Raw genomic sequence first — 13,510 nt, 5'->3', positions numbered from 1 at the left:
AACCGACCGTCAGGACCAAACACGAACACGTCGGCCGTGAACTTGTCGATGATCATGAACGGCAGGCCTTTGTTGTCGCCCGAGGCGGCGACCCAAGTCGCGACCTGCACGACGGCCTCTGGGGCCAACTCAGCGCCCTGCGCCTGCTCCGCGGGCTTCGCCGCCGCAGCGGTCGGCAATGACGCCCCGGCCCAGACCACGCCAAGCCAAAGCGTCAACGCCGAGAGCGTTGTTCTCAAACGATCACGAATGTCCGTCGCTCCATCAACCTGGGCCAAGCGGCCCCTCTTATGACGCGAAGAGTGGCCGTATGGCGGCAGGGCTCAACTGGTGTTCAGTGCGATTAAGCTCAGTTCCTTGGGCGCTTCCCGGACTGGCCGAGCTGGTCCACCCTCGCCGTGAGCTGATCGATCCGCTGGTTGGCGGTCGCAGCATCGCTGGCGGCGGTTTGCGCCGTGCCGGCGGCGGCGGCGGCGGCGGCGTTGGCGGCGTCGGCGCGTTGAATAGCGTCCGATGCTTTCGCGTCCACCGCGGCGACGCGGCTATTCACGCCGGCGATCTGCTCATCGACGTAACTCGTTGAGGCGCACGCACTGAGACTCAAACCACCTAAGACGAGAGCGAAAGCGATTGGGCCTCTCGCGGCGCGATTATTCAGCCAGGGCATTTTCGACATCCTTCTTGTTTAACCGGACGGTCACCCAACAGATCGGCGTCCATACTAGGTGAAACTCAAAACGCGACGCGGCCGAGTCTGCCCCGGCAGTCGGTCCTTGATCGGCCGCTGGGCGCTTAATCTGGGCTGGATCGATAACCCATGAAGTTGCTTGAGGTTCCAGCGAGCCGATACTTACTTCTCGGGGATCTCTTACTTCCGACTTCCACCCCTGCCTGACAGTGACTTGTCGACAATGCGGAGAGGTCCCGATCCGCCTTGAAATCGCCGCTTATTCGCCAAAACGGGCTTCGCAGCCGCTCACAGGTTTGGTCTTGCATCCACGACCGGCGTGCTCGCTATCATGGGAGATCAAGGGCGGAGAACAACGTCACATGCTCAAACCGGCCAGGACGAAAGCCCTCTACGCTGGGTCTTTCGATCCCGTAACGCGCGGCCATCTCGACATCATCGGCAAGGCGTTGATGACCTTCGACACGGTGCATGTCGCCATCGGCACGAACATCAAAAAGGCCCGCACCTTCAGCGTGACCGATAGCCAGCAACTCATCACGCGGTCGGTCATCGATCGCTGGCCAGAAGCTAGCGACGGCGCAAGCGGCGCGTTGTTCGGAGGCGCGCTTGAGGTGGACGAGTACATCAATCAGAGCCTGATCGCCTACGCCCGCAAGATCAGCGCCACCCACATTGTCCGTGGACTGCGCGAGGCCAGCGCCTTCAATGAAGAGTTCAATCTGCACGGCGTGGCCGAGCGAATTGATCCGTCGATCCCCATGGTCCACTTCATTTGCGAGGCTCAGTTCCTCCACGTCTCGTCGAGTACGGCGAAGGAGCTCGACGCCGTCGGCGAAGCCATCGATTGGCTGGTGACGCCCAGCGTCGAGAGGGCTTTCGCGGCCCGTCGCGCCTAGGGTCGCGGTCAGGAGAGGCGGTCGCGGAAGTCCGTGTAGCCGAACTCGCGGACCAGCTTCAAGGAGTCGGCCTCGCTGTTCCACAACGCGATCGCCGGCAGCGGCACGCCGTTGAAGGTGTTGGTCTTGACCATCGAATAGTGGGCTTGGTCGAGGAAGGCGATGCGCGCGCCCGGCGCGGGCCGCGCGGCGAACACGTAGTCGCCGATGATGTCGCCGGCCAGGCAGGACGGCCCGCCAAGCCGAACCGCGACGCCCTCTTCGCTCTCATTCAGCATCGCTGGCCGATAGGGCGCCTCGATCACGTCGGGCATGTGGCAGGTGGCCGAGATGTCGGTGACGGCGACAGGCACCGAATTGTCGAAAGTGTCGAGGATCTCGCCGACTAGGATGCCGGCGTCCAGGGCGATCGCCTCGCCGGGTTCGAGATAGACCTCGACGCCATGACGCTCGGTGATCTGGCGTAGAAGGGCGATCAGGTCCTCGCGTTGATAGTCGGCGCGCGTGATGTGGTGACCGCCACCGAGGTTGAGCCACTTCACCTTTGCCAGCGCCCCCGCGAGTTGCGGTTCCAGCACGGTCCAGATCCGTTGGAGCGGTTCGAAGTCCTGCTCGCATAGAGCGTGGATATGCAGGCCGTCGACCCCGTCCAGGTGTTCGGGCCGAAGCTGTGACACCGGGAAGCCGAGCCGGGAGCCCCGCTGGCACGGGTCGTACTTCTCGACCTCGGATTCGCTGTGTTCGGGGTTCAGGCGCAGGCCGATCTCGAACACCGCGCCCTGCTCGCGCGCCGCCGCGATCTCGGCCTTGAACCGGGCTAACTGATCAGGTGAATTGAAGATCACCGTGTCGGACAGGGCCAGGATTTCAGGCAGGTCTTCGCGCTTGTAGGCCGGCGAATAAGTGGTCAGCTCGCCCTGATAGTGCTCGCGCGCCAGCCGCGCCTCCCAGAGCCCGGAGGCGCAGACGCCGTCGAGATACTCGCCCACGACGTCGGCCACGGCCCACATCGAAAAGGCCTTGAGCGCGAGCAGCACCTTCGCGCCGCCCCGATCACCCACATCCTTCAGCACCGCGAGATTGCGCCGCACCACCGCCTCGTCGACGACGAAGCAGGGCGACGGCACGCGGCTCAGGTCGAATTGTGCGAATGGCCCTGGGCCGGCGGCTTTGGTTTCCATGTGCCTCGGATCGATCAGAATGCGAGCGGGGACGGCAGTTCCTTGACCTGCCACGGCAGCCCATGCTGGTTCAGCATGTCCATGAACGGGTCAGGGTCGAGCTGCTCCATGTTGAAGACGCCCGCGCCTTTCCATTGGCCGGTCAGCATCAGCGCCGCGCCGATCATGGCGGGGACGCCGGTCGTGTAGCTGACCGCCTGGCTGCCGGTCTCTGCGTAGGCGGCCTCATGGTCGCAAACGTTGTTGACGTAGAAGGTCTTCTGCTCGCCGTTCTTCTCGCCGGTCGCGATGGTCCCGATGTTGGTCTTGCCGCGCGTCGTCGGCCCGAGCGAAGACGGCTCGGGAAGCAGCGCTTTCAGGAACTGCAGCGGGATGATTTCACGGCCTTCGAACATCACCGGATCGATCCGGGTCATGCCGACATTCTGCAGCACTTCCAGGTGCTTGAGGTAGGAATCGCCGAAGGTCATCCAGAAGCGTATGCGCTTGATCTCCGGGTAGAACTTGGCCAGGGACTCCAGCTCCTCATGGTACATGAGATACATGTTCCGCGGGCCGACCTGGTCGAAGTCGAACGTCTGCTTCTGGGCCAAGGCCGGCCCCTCGACCCATTGCCCATTCTCCCAATGCCGCGATGGCGCGGTCACTTCGCGGATGTTGATCTCAGGATTGAAGTTGGTGGCGAACGGATGGCCGTGGTCCCCGCCATTGCAGTCCAGGATGTCGAGCGTGTCGATCGCGTCGAGCAGGTGCTTGTGGGTGTAGCTGGTGAACACGGAGGTCACTCCGGGATCGAACCCGCAGCCGAGCAGAGCCATCAGACCGGCTTCCTTGAACCGGTCCTGGTAGGCCCACTGCCAGCTGTATTCGAACTTGGCCTCGTCACGCGGCTCGTAGTTCGCGGTGTCCAGGTAGTTCACACCCGCCTCAAGACAGGCGTCCATGATCGCCAGGTCCTGGTAGGGCAGAGCGAGATTGACCACGAGTTGCGGCTGCACGGCCTTGATCAGGGCGACGGTCGCACTGACATCGTCGGCGTCGAGCTCCGCCGTACCGATGGTCACGCCGGTCCGTTGCTTGACGGAAGCGGCCACGGCGTCGCATTTGTGTATCCGGCGACTGGCCAGAGTGATGTGCGAGAAGACGTCCTTGGACATCGCCATCTTGTGGACGGCGACCGAACCAACACCGCCAGCCCCAATAACAAGCACCTTACTCATCTGTGCCCTTTCCAACGTCGAACAAGCTTCGCAGCAGACCACCTCCGCGCGGGGTCGCGTGGATATCACGAGGACGGCGAGTTCGCTAACCACCCTTATGCGACAATTGCAGACGCGGCCTCCCGCAGACGCCTCCCCTAGGAGGCGGGCGTGTCGCTGACCTCCAGCAATTCGATGCGGAACACCATCGCCGCATTGCCGGGGATGATGTCCTTGCCGGCCGCGCCGTAGGCGTATTCCGGCGGCAGGTAGATTTCCCATTCGTCGCCCGGCCGCATCATCGGCACCACCGTCGTCCAGCCGGGAATCAAGCGCCCGAGAGGAAAGCTGACGGCGCCGTCCGGTTCGTTCTTCGAGGAATCAAACACCTTGCCGTCGATGAAGCTGCCGACGTAGCGGACCTTAACGGTCGAGGAGCGCTGGGGGTGGACGCCGTCGGCTGGGCCCGACTTCAGCACCTTGTACTGGATGCCGGGAATGGTCTTCACACCCGGCGCCTTGGCGTTACGGGCGAAGAACGCGGCGTTGGCGTCCTTGGCCGCGGCGGGGCCGGCCAGGGCCAGCGCCATGATGATTCCGACTGCGACTCGCATACCAACCTCCGCTACTCGCGCGATCTATATCAGGGCCGCACGAAGTTCCGCACGGCCTGGCTGAGCGCGGTGTGGTTGGCCGGATCGGTGAACACCGAATGCCCGCCGTTGAAATAGGCCGCCGTCAGCCGCTCGCCAGGGACGCCAGCCTGATCGAGCGCGTAGCGGCCGCTATAGGCCGGGGTGGTGATGTCGAAATATCCCGCGGCCCAGAACAGCCGCAGCTTGGGGTTCTGCTGCATGGCCACGCCGATACGGCTGTTCACATCGCCCATGCCCTCGTGGTCCCAAGCGCTGTTCACGTCGAGATTGAGCGCGTTGTAGGTCTCGGCGGTGCGGAACTTCAGGTGCTCCTGATAGTAGGAATCCACCGGCGATAGCCCCCGCTTCGAAGCCGGGACCATGCCGCTGGCGGCCGGCGGCGCGGAACTCGGCTCGGCGTAGTTCATGCCCGGGTCGTCATAGGGCGGACGCTGGGCCGGAGCGTCCAGCGGCCGGGTCGCACGACCGTCCAGTTGGCCGATCCGCACGCCCTGGTCCTTCAGGAGGTTGAACATGAAGTCCTCCTTGGAGAGCCGCAGGTCCTTGGCCTCGATAAAGTCGGCCGACAGGCCGATTAGGGCCGACATCTTCCGAGCCGCCGCCCGCCTCTCGGCCGGCGTCAGGCTGGCGCCCTTGATCAGGGCTGTGACGTACTCGCCGCGTGCGAAGGCCACCGCCTCTTCATAGACCTGCGTCACCGAGCGGCCTGCCCGGTCGATACGCTGATGATGCCAAGCCGTGGTGGCGAAGGCCGGCAGACTGGTGACATAGGGCATCTCGTGGCCTGGCGGATTGCCGACCAGGGCGAAGAGCAGGATGCCATCAAGGTTCAGATCCTGGCCGATGCCGGCCACCAACGCCGCGCGGGTCGTGCCGTAGCTTTGGCCCAGCATATAGCGCGGCGAGACCTCGCGGCCGTTCGCCTTCAGCCAATCGGCGATGATGGTCTTCACCGCCTTGGCGTCGCCGGTGCGGTTCCAGAACGCTTGGCCGTCATGGCCTGGGAGCGGGCGGCTGTAGCCGGTGCCGACCGGGTCGATGAACACCAGGTCGACGGCGTCCAGCGGACTGTCGGGATTGTCGACCATGCGCTGGGCCGCCCCCTCGCCTTCCCGCTTCTTGGGTCCGAAAGCGCCGAAGTGCAGCGGCGTGGTCGAGGCGCCGGGACCGCCATTGAACAGGAAGAGGACCGGCCGATGGGCGAGGTCCCTTTTGTCGGTCCGCACATAGGCGGTGGTCCACCGAAGCGGCTGGAGCGCCGGCTTCGTCCTGCAAGAAGGTCTCGGCGACAATGGCGTCGTACTTCACCGTCTGGCCGTTGAAGGTTCCGGCGTGCTGTGTGTTCGCCACCACCGGGGCGCGGGCGGCGGCGGGCGGTGAGGTCTGCGCCAGGCCAGCGACCGGCGCGGCCAGCAGCAAGCTCGCGACACTCAACAACAAGACCGGTTTGCGCATCGCCATTCCCCCGTGAAGCCAGGTCAGAATAGCCTGGACGACGAGAAATTCTTTGCGTTCTGAACGAGCGACGCCGTGTTCCGAACATTGGCGATGCAAGTGGTCAGCCGGCACTGCATAAATCAGACGGCAAGCCTGGCCACGGCGCCGCAGAACGACAAGAAAATCCGGCCGCGCCGCCTCAATCTGGCGTGCGTCGGAGGGCGACGCGCGCCTAGTTTGGAGACTGATGATGAAAGCGACCTTGCTGGCGCTGGCCCTGCTGACCGCGAGCGCTCCCCAGGCCTACGCCCAAACCGCGCGAGCCTCCGCTGAGGTTGCGGCGCCCCGCGCCTTCGTCACCCACCATTCCGGGACCTTCAACGGCCAAAAGGTGAAGTATGTCGCCACGGTCGGCGAGACGATCCTGAAGGACAAGGACGGCGTTCCAACCCTCAGCTTCATGACCACCGCCTATGTCCGAGAGGGCGTGAAGGACCACGCCGCGCGGCCGGTGATCTTCCTGTTCAACGGCGGTCCAAGCTCGTCCTCATCCTGGCTGCACGTGGGCGCCTTTGGCCCCAAGCGGATCACCGTGCCGCAGGACGTCGGCGCGCCTGTGCCCACGCCCTACGTCTTGCAGGACAATCCCTACACCGTGCTCGACGTCGCCGACCTGGTGTTCGTCGATCCCGCCGAGACCGGCTTCACCCGTGTGGCGCCAGGCGGCAAGCGCGCCGACTTCTACACCGCCTATGGCGACGCCAAGTCCGTCGCGCAGTTCGCCGAGGCCTGGATCAGGGCGAACGGCCGGGAAGCCTCGCCGAAGTATGTGCTGGGGGAAAGCTATGGCACCATCCGCGCTGCCTTGATGGCCGGCGAACTCGCCAAGACCATGCCGCTCGACGGGGTGATGCTGATGGGCCAGGCGACCAACATGATCGAGACCAGCCAGCGCGCCAGCAACGTGATGGCCTACGCCGCCAACCTGCCGGCGCTGGCGGCGATCGCCGCCTACCACGGCCGTGCTGATCTGGGCGGCAAGAGCATGAGCGCCTTCATCGACGAGGCCTACGCCTACGGGATGGGGGATTATCTCAGCGCCCTGGCCAAGGGCGCGGATCTGGACCAGGCCGACCGCGAGAAGGTGGCTGGGCAGCTACAGGCGATGACGGGGATCAGCGCCGACTACTATCTGGCTCACCGGCTGATGATCACCAAGGTCGACTTCGTCACCGAGCTGCTGAAGGACAAGGGGCTGATGCTGGGGACCTATGACGCCCGCTACGTCGGTCCCGCGCCGATGACCGGCGAACGCCCGGTCGATCCCTTCGCCAAGGTCGGCGACATGGTCGCGCCCCTGCTGGCCGAACATCTGGCGAAGAACCTGAAAGTGACCCTGCCGATGAGCGAGTACCGCGCCTTCGCGCCGGACACGCGGGGCTGGTTCTACAACCCGACGAGCGGCGCCGGCGGGCCGTTCAACGACTACGACTACCCGGCCATGATTGGCGAGGCCTTCGCCGCCAATCCGAAGTTCCGCCTGATGGTCGGCACCGGGATCTACGACCTGACCACCACCGTCGGGCCTGCCCGCTACCTCGCGGCCCAAGGTTATTTCCCCAGGGACCAGGTGTCGCAGAAGACCTATGAGGGCGGGCACATGGCCTACACCAACGAGCCGGCGCTCAAGGCCTTCACCAGCGACGTCCGCGCGTTCGTGACGCCCCGCTAGAACTTACAAGCGGCGTCGGAGACACCTTCGACCCGCTTCCACTGCGGAACCTCGACGCTCTTGCCGCGCGGCAGGTAGGTGATCGCAAAGGTCTTGCCGTCCCGGCGGACCTGCCAGGTGACGGTGAGCTTCTGGTTGGACTGGACGTTGTCGAGGCCGACCGGCTTCAGGATCTCATCGCCGTTGCGCAGGCCGGCCATATCGGCCGCCGAGCCCGGAACCAGGCCCTCGACGATCCGCACCGGCTTGACGAGGCTCCTGCCCTCGAAGCCGAGTTCGAACTGGCGCAGGGTCGTAGCCCCGCCGGTGAAGCACGGGCCGAAGGCGGCGCCTGACGGGCGCTGCACCGCGCCGGCCAACATGGCCTCGAAGTCGGTCTTGGCGACCGGGCCGAGTTCAGCCGTGATCAATTCCAACCAAGTGTCCTGGGTCGTCTCGACGCCCGCGCGCTTTTGGTCGATCAGGGTCTGCATGACGTTGTCGAGCGAGCGCTTGCCGCCCGAGGCCTTGCGGATTTTCTCGTCCACGGCCGCCATGTACATCGAGCCCCGGTCATAGGGCAGGACGCGGACCAGGGTCTCCTCCCAGAAGCGCCCGGCGATCTGGTCGTTGGGCGTGTCGATCAGGGCGTTGGAATAGTAACGGCCAGCCGTTTCGTTGAGGTCTTCCAGGAAGGTGTCGGCGCTGATCAGGCCCGCGCGCCACGGCAACAGACGCGCGTAATAGACCGCGATCCCTTCGCCGAACCATTGGGTGTTGCTAGTCCGGGAGCTGTGCGCGCCGAGCGTCGGTGCCCAAGTGTGGAGCATCTCGTGGGCCAAGGTGAGCTTCATGCTCTCGGCCGTGGTCTTGTCGTCATAGGTGGCGACGAAGGAGTTGGTCAGGGCCACGCCGCCGCCCGGATTGACCGGGTTGAAACGCAGGAAGACGCGGTAGGGCAGCTCGCCGCCGCCCTTGAAGTTGACGTCGTACCAGGCGTGCAGCTTCTCGGTCCAAGCCATCACCGACGCGGTGTCGGTGGGTGCGCCGGCCAGCCAGGCCGAGGAAAAGCCGCTGGTCCGAAGCTGGGTCGGGTGGCGGTACATCGGGCCCGCCATGAAAAAGGCCGAGCCCAGCCGATCGGCCGAACCCGCGGGCAGTTCGACGTCTCCGTCCCCGAAGCTGGAGGTTCCGGTCGCGCCCTGGCCCATCGCGGCCAGATCCCAGCGAACCGCCAGGCGATAGGGCTTTGTGGTCACCGGCTGGATCAGGAAGATGCTGCCCGCGCCCGACAGCCCACCGCCCTCCGTGCGAAGACCGAAGGGCGGCCCAGAACCGCGGATCGGCGGGGCATTGTCAGTGGGCGCGCGGTAGCGGACGGTCAAGTCTCCGACCACCGGCCGCCCGGCGATCCACTGGCGAATTTCGACGGGCGAGCCCGCGCCCTGATCCTGGATCGTCAGCGGTACGGCGCCCTGGGCGTCGATGACCTCGAACCCCGTCATCGTCTTGGCCACGCCTTCGACATTGGCCACCACCACCGGGAGTGCCAGCAGCGGCGCGCCCGCGGGGGTGTCGGCGGCGGGGATCCTGGTCACGATGTCCACGAAGGCCACATGCCCCTGCGCGTCCGCAGCGCCGGGTTTAAGCGTGACGTCCAGCAGCGGCGCGGCCTGCGCCAAGGCGGCGTTAGCCCCCACCAGCGCGGCTAAACTCACCGCCATCGCCAAGATCTGTCTAATCACTAGTCGCCCCCAAAACTGGACTGAAATCTAGAGCCGTCTCGACGCACGATCCTTGCGTCTGAGCGTGGGCTTTCGCCAGGTGGCGCGCTCAGCGCGCCTCTTCGGCCTGCGAGTAGAGCGCCCAGGCGCTGGCGAGGTCCTGCACCACATGGCCCAGCGACTTGTAGACGGTGATCTCGTCATCCGAGCACCGGCCGGGGACCGCGCCCGAGAGCACCTGGCCGATCTCGGCGACGATGTGATCATCGTCGATCAGGCCAGCCTCCTTGGCGCGCAGGAACTCCGCGCCCTGGCGCAGGACGCCCTCGCGGCTGTCAGCGATGAAGCGCGAACGGACGACCAGGTCGCTATCGACCTCGACCGGTCCGGCCAAGCTGGAGCCGACCAGGTTCAGGTGGGTTCCGGGCGCCACCCATTCGCCCAGCAGCACCGGCTCCTTGGCGTTGGTCACGGTGCAGACGATGTCGGCCTGAGCCACCGCCTCGCGGACCTCGGCGGCGACCTCGACCGGCACGCCGAGTTCAGCCGACATGCGCGAAGCGAACTCCCCTGCCCGCTCGCTTGAGCGGCCCCAGACGGTGATGTGGCTCAGAGCGCGGACCTTCGAAATCGCGCGTGCGTGCGTCGCGGCTTGCTCCCCGTAGCCGAGCAGAGTCAGGCGGCTGGCGCCTGGCCTCGCCAGGGCGTCGGTGGCCACCGCGCTGGCCGCCGCCGTGCGGATGGCGGTCACCTCGCCGGCATGGACGACGCAGACTGGAGCGCCCGACTGCGGGTCGAACAGGATCACCAGGCCCTGGTGAGACTGGAGCCCCTTCTCGAAATTGCCCGGGAAGACGCTAATCAGCTTGGCGCCGAACGGCGCGGCCGGCCCCAGGGCGCCGGGCATGATGCCGAACATCCGCCCCTCGGCGAGCGGGATGATCGAGCGCAGCAGTTGCTGGGTTTCGCCCTTGGAAAAGGCGATCATCGCGTCGCGCACGATGGGGATGCAGACCTCGTAGGTCAGCCGCCGCGCGACCTCTTCACGGTCGATGATGCGCATCTAGAGAAACTCCAACGGCAGCTGGCTGGTCGATTTGATGCGATCGAGCACGATGGAGGACCTGACCGTCGCGATCTCCGGCGCCACCAGAAGATGGTCGGTCAGGAGGGTGTTGAAACTCTCCAGGTTCCGCGTGCAGACTTTGAGGATGTAATCAGCCTCGCCGGTCATCTTGTGACACTCGACGACCTCGGAGAGCGCGCCGATCCGCGCCTGAAACAACTGGGTCTGTTCAGGTGCGTGGGACTTCAGAGTGGTCAGGACATAGGCCATGACGCCGATGTTCAGATGCGTCTCGTCCAACAGCGCCACGATCCGCGCGACATAGCCCTCCGACTTCAGCCGCTGCAGGCGGCGCGAGCATTGGGATGGCGAGAGATGGATAATCTCGGCGAGCTCGACCGGCCCGAGATCACCCTGCGTCTGGAGCTGGGCCAGGATACGGCGGTCGAAACTGTCGAGCTTGCGGGTCATCAGGCGCTCTTGCGATGGGTGGCCATGTAGTAGGCGATTCCAATCAAGGCCCACACGCCGAGCGCAGCGTATGGCATCCAGTCGGCCTGGAAGCCCAGCACCGCGATGATCAGGGCTGCGGCCGCGCCCGCATAGGCCCAGCCGATGGTGGCGCGGGGCGACAGCTTGAAGCGCGCGGCGGCGTAGATCTCCGGATGCTTGCGGACCACAACCACGGCCGAGAGGCTGGTGGCGGCGTATTTGAGTAGCGTCGGGATATTCACCGCCAGGAACAGGCTGGTCAGGTTCATCGGGGCCAGAAGACCGAGCGTCGCCCCGCCCAGGATCGTCCAGAGCGCGATGTGCGGCGTGCCGTATTTGGGATGCACCCGCGCCAGGGCGGTCGGCAGCATCCCGGCCCGCGCCATGGCGAACAGGCTGCGGGAGAAGCCCAGATAAAGCGAGTTCAGCGACTTGCCGATCGCGACCACCGCGGCCGTCACAATCAAGGGCTTTGCGATCGGACCCATGAAGGGCTGGGCTGCGTCCAGCAACGGAGTCTCGCTGGCGGCCAGGGCGTCGGCTCCAAGCACGCCCAGCGCAACCACCGCCACCATTAGGTAGAGCACCACGGCGCTGCCGATCGACAGGGCGATGCCGAGCGGAATGGCCTTGCGGCCGTCCTTGACCTCGTCGCCGATCTCGGTCGCCGCCTCAATGCCAAAGAACAGGCCGATTAGCAGCGGCACGGCGGCCAGCATGCCAGCGGTTCCCTGGGGCAACAGCGGCTCGAAGTGGGCTGGCTCGATATGCGGCGCGCCCCAGGCGGCGAAGACGAAGAACAGCACCACCAGGGCGCCCATCAGGATGACCTGCAGGCGCGCCGCCAGGGCGACCCCGAAATAGTTGGCCAGGAAGAACAGCACAAAGCCCGCGAACATCGTCGGCTTGGTCGGCAGGGGCACGACCATGGAGAGATAGCGCACCGCCACCAGGGCCAGAACCAGGATCGCGCCGACATTGCTGACGATCCGCAGCCAGGCGATCAGGAAGCCGACGAACGGATGGATGAAGCGGCGCGACCACTCGAACGAGGCCCCCGACGTCGGCAGAGCCGAACCCATGAAGGCGTAGGTCACGGCGATGACGAACATCGGCGCGGCGGCGACCAGAACGGCGAGCAGCATGCCGGGGCCAGCCAGCGCCGTGGCCGGGGCGATGACCGAGAAGATCGCCACCCCAACGGCCGTCCCCAGTCCAAGCGCGACCACAGCGGTGAGATTGACGCCCTTCTGGAGCTGCTGGGTCGTGTCAGTCATGCGATGTCCCCGACGATCCGCGCGGCGGCGATCATCTTGCGTATTGGTGGAGCCAAGCCGTGGCAGCGAGATCCTGCGCGGCGTGGCCCAGCGACTTGTAGAGGGTGATGTCGTCAGGCCCGGTGCGGCCAAGCCGCGCGCCCGACAACACCTGGCCAAGTTCAGCGGTGATGTGATCGTCATCCGCCAGGCCCGCGGCCTTGGCGCGAAGGAACTCGCCGCCGTGAGCCAGCACATGTTCGCGGTGATCGACGATGAAGCGGCTGGCCGCCACGAGATCGGCCGCGATCTCGGCCTGGCCCGGCCCGCTGGAACCGACAGCGTTCACGTGGGCGCCCGGCGCGACCGACGTCAGCGTCAGGATCGGATCAACGGCGGCGGTGACTGTGCAGATGATGTCCGAGCCCTGCGTCGTCTCAGCGATGCTGGCGCAGGCGCGAACGGGGAGACCGACCACGACGGCCATCTCGCACGCGAACGCTTCGGCGCGCGCCAGCGAACGCCCCCAGACGCGGATTTCGCGGAGGTCCCGGACTTTGGAGATCGCTTGGATATGCGCGGCGGCCTGCTTGCCTATTCCCAGCACGGCCAGGACGCCAGCGTCGGATCGCGCCAGGGCGTCCGTGGCTACCGCGCTGGCGGCGGCGGTGCGAATGGCGGTGATCTCGGCCGCGTCGGCCAGGCAGACCGGAGCGCCAGTGTCGGCGTCGAACAGGACCACAAGCCCCTCGTGCGCCTTGCGACCGTGGCCGTCGGCGAAGACGCTGACCAGCTTGGCGCCGAAGACGCCTCGATCGGAGAGCGCGGCTGGCATGATGGCGAAAGTCCGGCCCTCGCCCATCGCGATGAAACTGCGCAGGAGTTGCCCCACGCGGCCATCGGAGAGCGCGAGCATCGCCTCGCGAACCACGGGGATCGCCACCTCGTACGTCAGGTGATCGCGCACTGTGCGGGCGTCGAAGACGGCGATGCCCTCGATCTCCCTGCCCCCGGCTCCCATGACTAGCTCCGAAACTGAAAAAAGGGCGACGCCGGCCTGGGCCGACGCCGCCCGAACGGTTGCTAGAACCGGGCGTTCAGGCCGACATAGTACTGCCGCCCGAAGATGTCGCCGTAGCTACGGGTCGGGTAGGACGGCTGCTCGTCGGTCACATTGATGACCCCGCCGCGCACCGTGTAC

13 protein-coding genes and 1 pseudogene are annotated in these 13,510 nt (G+C 65.8%); 3 read left to right on the top strand and 11 right to left on the bottom strand.

Annotated elements, in window-relative coordinates:
- Together Q7T84_RS12705 and Q7T84_RS12700 are read right to left on the bottom strand one after the other, a co-directional pair.
- Positions 1–278, bottom strand: a pseudogene (locus tag Q7T84_RS12705) (hypothetical protein); the annotation flags it as partial.
- A 71-nt stretch (positions 279–349) separates the two neighbouring features.
- Entirely contained in the window at positions 350–667 is a 318-nt protein-coding gene (locus Q7T84_RS12700; RefSeq protein ID WP_304809429.1) for a hypothetical protein, read from the bottom strand.
- Positions 668–1,050: 383 nt separating this feature from the next.
- On the opposite strand from Q7T84_RS12700, the gene coaD reads away from it, so the two are divergent.
- On the top strand, positions 1,051–1,587 hold the full coding sequence (coaD, locus tag Q7T84_RS12695) for a pantetheine-phosphate adenylyltransferase (RefSeq protein ID WP_304809427.1): 537 nt from the start codon (positions 1,051–1,053) through the stop codon (positions 1,585–1,587).
- 8 nt (positions 1,588–1,595) lie between these two features.
- Here coaD and Q7T84_RS12690 read toward each other — a convergent pair whose 3' ends face one another.
- The 4 genes from Q7T84_RS12690 to Q7T84_RS12675 all read right to left on the bottom strand — a co-directional run bounded on the left by Q7T84_RS12690 (position 1,596) and on the right by Q7T84_RS12675 (position 5,849).
- A complete protein-coding gene (locus Q7T84_RS12690; RefSeq protein WP_304809425.1) occupies positions 1,596–2,768 on the bottom strand; it encodes a carboxynorspermidine decarboxylase in 1,173 nt (390 codons plus the stop codon).
- Positions 2,769–2,782: 14 nt separating this feature from the next.
- Positions 2,783–3,988 carry a saccharopine dehydrogenase family protein gene (locus Q7T84_RS12685; protein WP_304809422.1) on the bottom strand — a complete coding sequence of 402 codons (1,206 nt, stop codon included), beginning with the start codon at positions 3,986–3,988 and terminating at the stop codon, positions 2,783–2,785.
- Positions 3,989–4,125: 137 nt separating this feature from the next.
- Entirely contained in the window at positions 4,126–4,581 is a 456-nt protein-coding gene (locus tag Q7T84_RS12680; RefSeq protein ID WP_304809420.1) for an FKBP-type peptidyl-prolyl cis-trans isomerase, read from the bottom strand.
- A gap of 29 nt (positions 4,582–4,610) precedes the next feature.
- A complete protein-coding gene (locus Q7T84_RS12675; RefSeq protein ID WP_304809418.1) occupies positions 4,611–5,849 on the bottom strand; it encodes a peptidase S10 in 1,239 nt (412 codons plus the stop codon).
- 65 nt (positions 5,850–5,914) lie between these two features.
- Between Q7T84_RS12675 and Q7T84_RS12670 the strand changes: the two genes are divergently transcribed.
- Positions 5,915–6,094: a hypothetical protein gene (locus tag Q7T84_RS12670; protein ID WP_304809416.1), complete on the top strand. Its 180-nt coding sequence runs from the start codon at positions 5,915–5,917 to the stop codon at positions 6,092–6,094.
- 216 nt (positions 6,095–6,310) lie between these two features.
- Positions 6,311–7,792 (top strand): S10 family peptidase, encoded by a 1,482-nt coding sequence (locus Q7T84_RS12665; RefSeq protein ID WP_304809414.1) that lies wholly within the window; start codon positions 6,311–6,313, stop codon positions 7,790–7,792.
- Here the strand turns inward: Q7T84_RS12665 and Q7T84_RS12660 are convergent.
- The 5 genes from Q7T84_RS12660 to Q7T84_RS12640 form a co-directional block, all read right to left on the bottom strand.
- Positions 7,789–9,489 (bottom strand): hypothetical protein, encoded by a 1,701-nt coding sequence (locus Q7T84_RS12660; protein WP_304809412.1) that lies wholly within the window; start codon positions 9,487–9,489, stop codon positions 7,789–7,791. The genes Q7T84_RS12665 and Q7T84_RS12660 overlap by 4 nt on opposite strands.
- Before the next feature lie 115 nt (positions 9,490–9,604).
- Entirely contained in the window at positions 9,605–10,558 is a 954-nt protein-coding gene (locus Q7T84_RS12655; RefSeq protein ID WP_304809410.1) for an ornithine cyclodeaminase family protein, read from the bottom strand.
- Positions 10,559–11,032, bottom strand: coding sequence for an Lrp/AsnC family transcriptional regulator (locus Q7T84_RS12650; protein WP_304809408.1), 474 nt, complete (start codon positions 11,030–11,032; stop codon positions 10,559–10,561).
- On the bottom strand, positions 11,032–12,330 hold the full coding sequence (locus Q7T84_RS12645; RefSeq protein ID WP_304809406.1) for an APC family permease: 1,299 nt from the start codon (positions 12,328–12,330) through the stop codon (positions 11,032–11,034). Before Q7T84_RS12645 ends, Q7T84_RS12650 begins: the two co-directional genes overlap by 1 nt.
- A gap of 31 nt (positions 12,331–12,361) precedes the next feature.
- Entirely contained in the window at positions 12,362–13,330 is a 969-nt protein-coding gene (locus Q7T84_RS12640; protein WP_304809404.1) for an ornithine cyclodeaminase family protein, read from the bottom strand.
- Between the last annotated feature and the right edge of the window lie 180 nt (positions 13,331–13,510).

This window comes from Phenylobacterium sp. (genome assembly GCF_030654915.1).
GTDB lineage: Bacteria > Pseudomonadota > Alphaproteobacteria > Caulobacterales > Caulobacteraceae > Phenylobacterium.
The sequence above is the reverse complement of the archived record's forward strand: the minus strand, read 5'-3'. Positions and strand labels throughout refer to the sequence as shown.

Excerpts from the sequence above, each read along its gene's own strand:
- Q7T84_RS12655 (WP_304809410.1), bottom strand. The coding sequence starts at position 10,558 with ATGCGCATCATCGACCGTGAAGAGGTCGCGCGGCGGCTGACCTACGAG.
- Q7T84_RS12650 (WP_304809408.1), bottom strand. The coding sequence starts at position 11,032 with ATGACCCGCAAGCTCGACAGTTTCGACCGCCGTATCCTGGCCCAGCTC.
- Q7T84_RS12645 (WP_304809406.1), bottom strand. The coding sequence starts at position 12,330 with ATGACTGACACGACCCAGCAGCTCCAGAAGGGCGTCAATCTCACCGCT.
- Q7T84_RS12690 (WP_304809425.1), bottom strand. The coding sequence starts at position 2,768 with ATGGAAACCAAAGCCGCCGGCCCAGGGCCATTCGCACAATTCGACCTG.
- Q7T84_RS12685 (WP_304809422.1), bottom strand. The coding sequence starts at position 3,988 with ATGAGTAAGGTGCTTGTTATTGGGGCTGGCGGTGTTGGTTCGGTCGCC.
- Q7T84_RS12640 (WP_304809404.1), bottom strand. The coding sequence starts at position 13,330 with ATGGGAGCCGGGGGCAGGGAGATCGAGGGCATCGCCGTCTTCGACGCC.
- coaD (WP_304809427.1), top strand. The coding sequence starts at position 1,051 with ATGCTCAAACCGGCCAGGACGAAAGCCCTCTACGCTGGGTCTTTCGAT.
- Q7T84_RS12665 (WP_304809414.1), top strand. The coding sequence starts at position 6,311 with ATGAAAGCGACCTTGCTGGCGCTGGCCCTGCTGACCGCGAGCGCTCCC.
- Q7T84_RS12670 (WP_304809416.1), top strand. The coding sequence starts at position 5,915 with ATGGCGTCGTACTTCACCGTCTGGCCGTTGAAGGTTCCGGCGTGCTGT.
- Q7T84_RS12680 (WP_304809420.1), bottom strand. The coding sequence starts at position 4,581 with ATGCGAGTCGCAGTCGGAATCATCATGGCGCTGGCCCTGGCCGGCCCC.
- Q7T84_RS12700 (WP_304809429.1), bottom strand. The coding sequence starts at position 667 with ATGCCCTGGCTGAATAATCGCGCCGCGAGAGGCCCAATCGCTTTCGCT.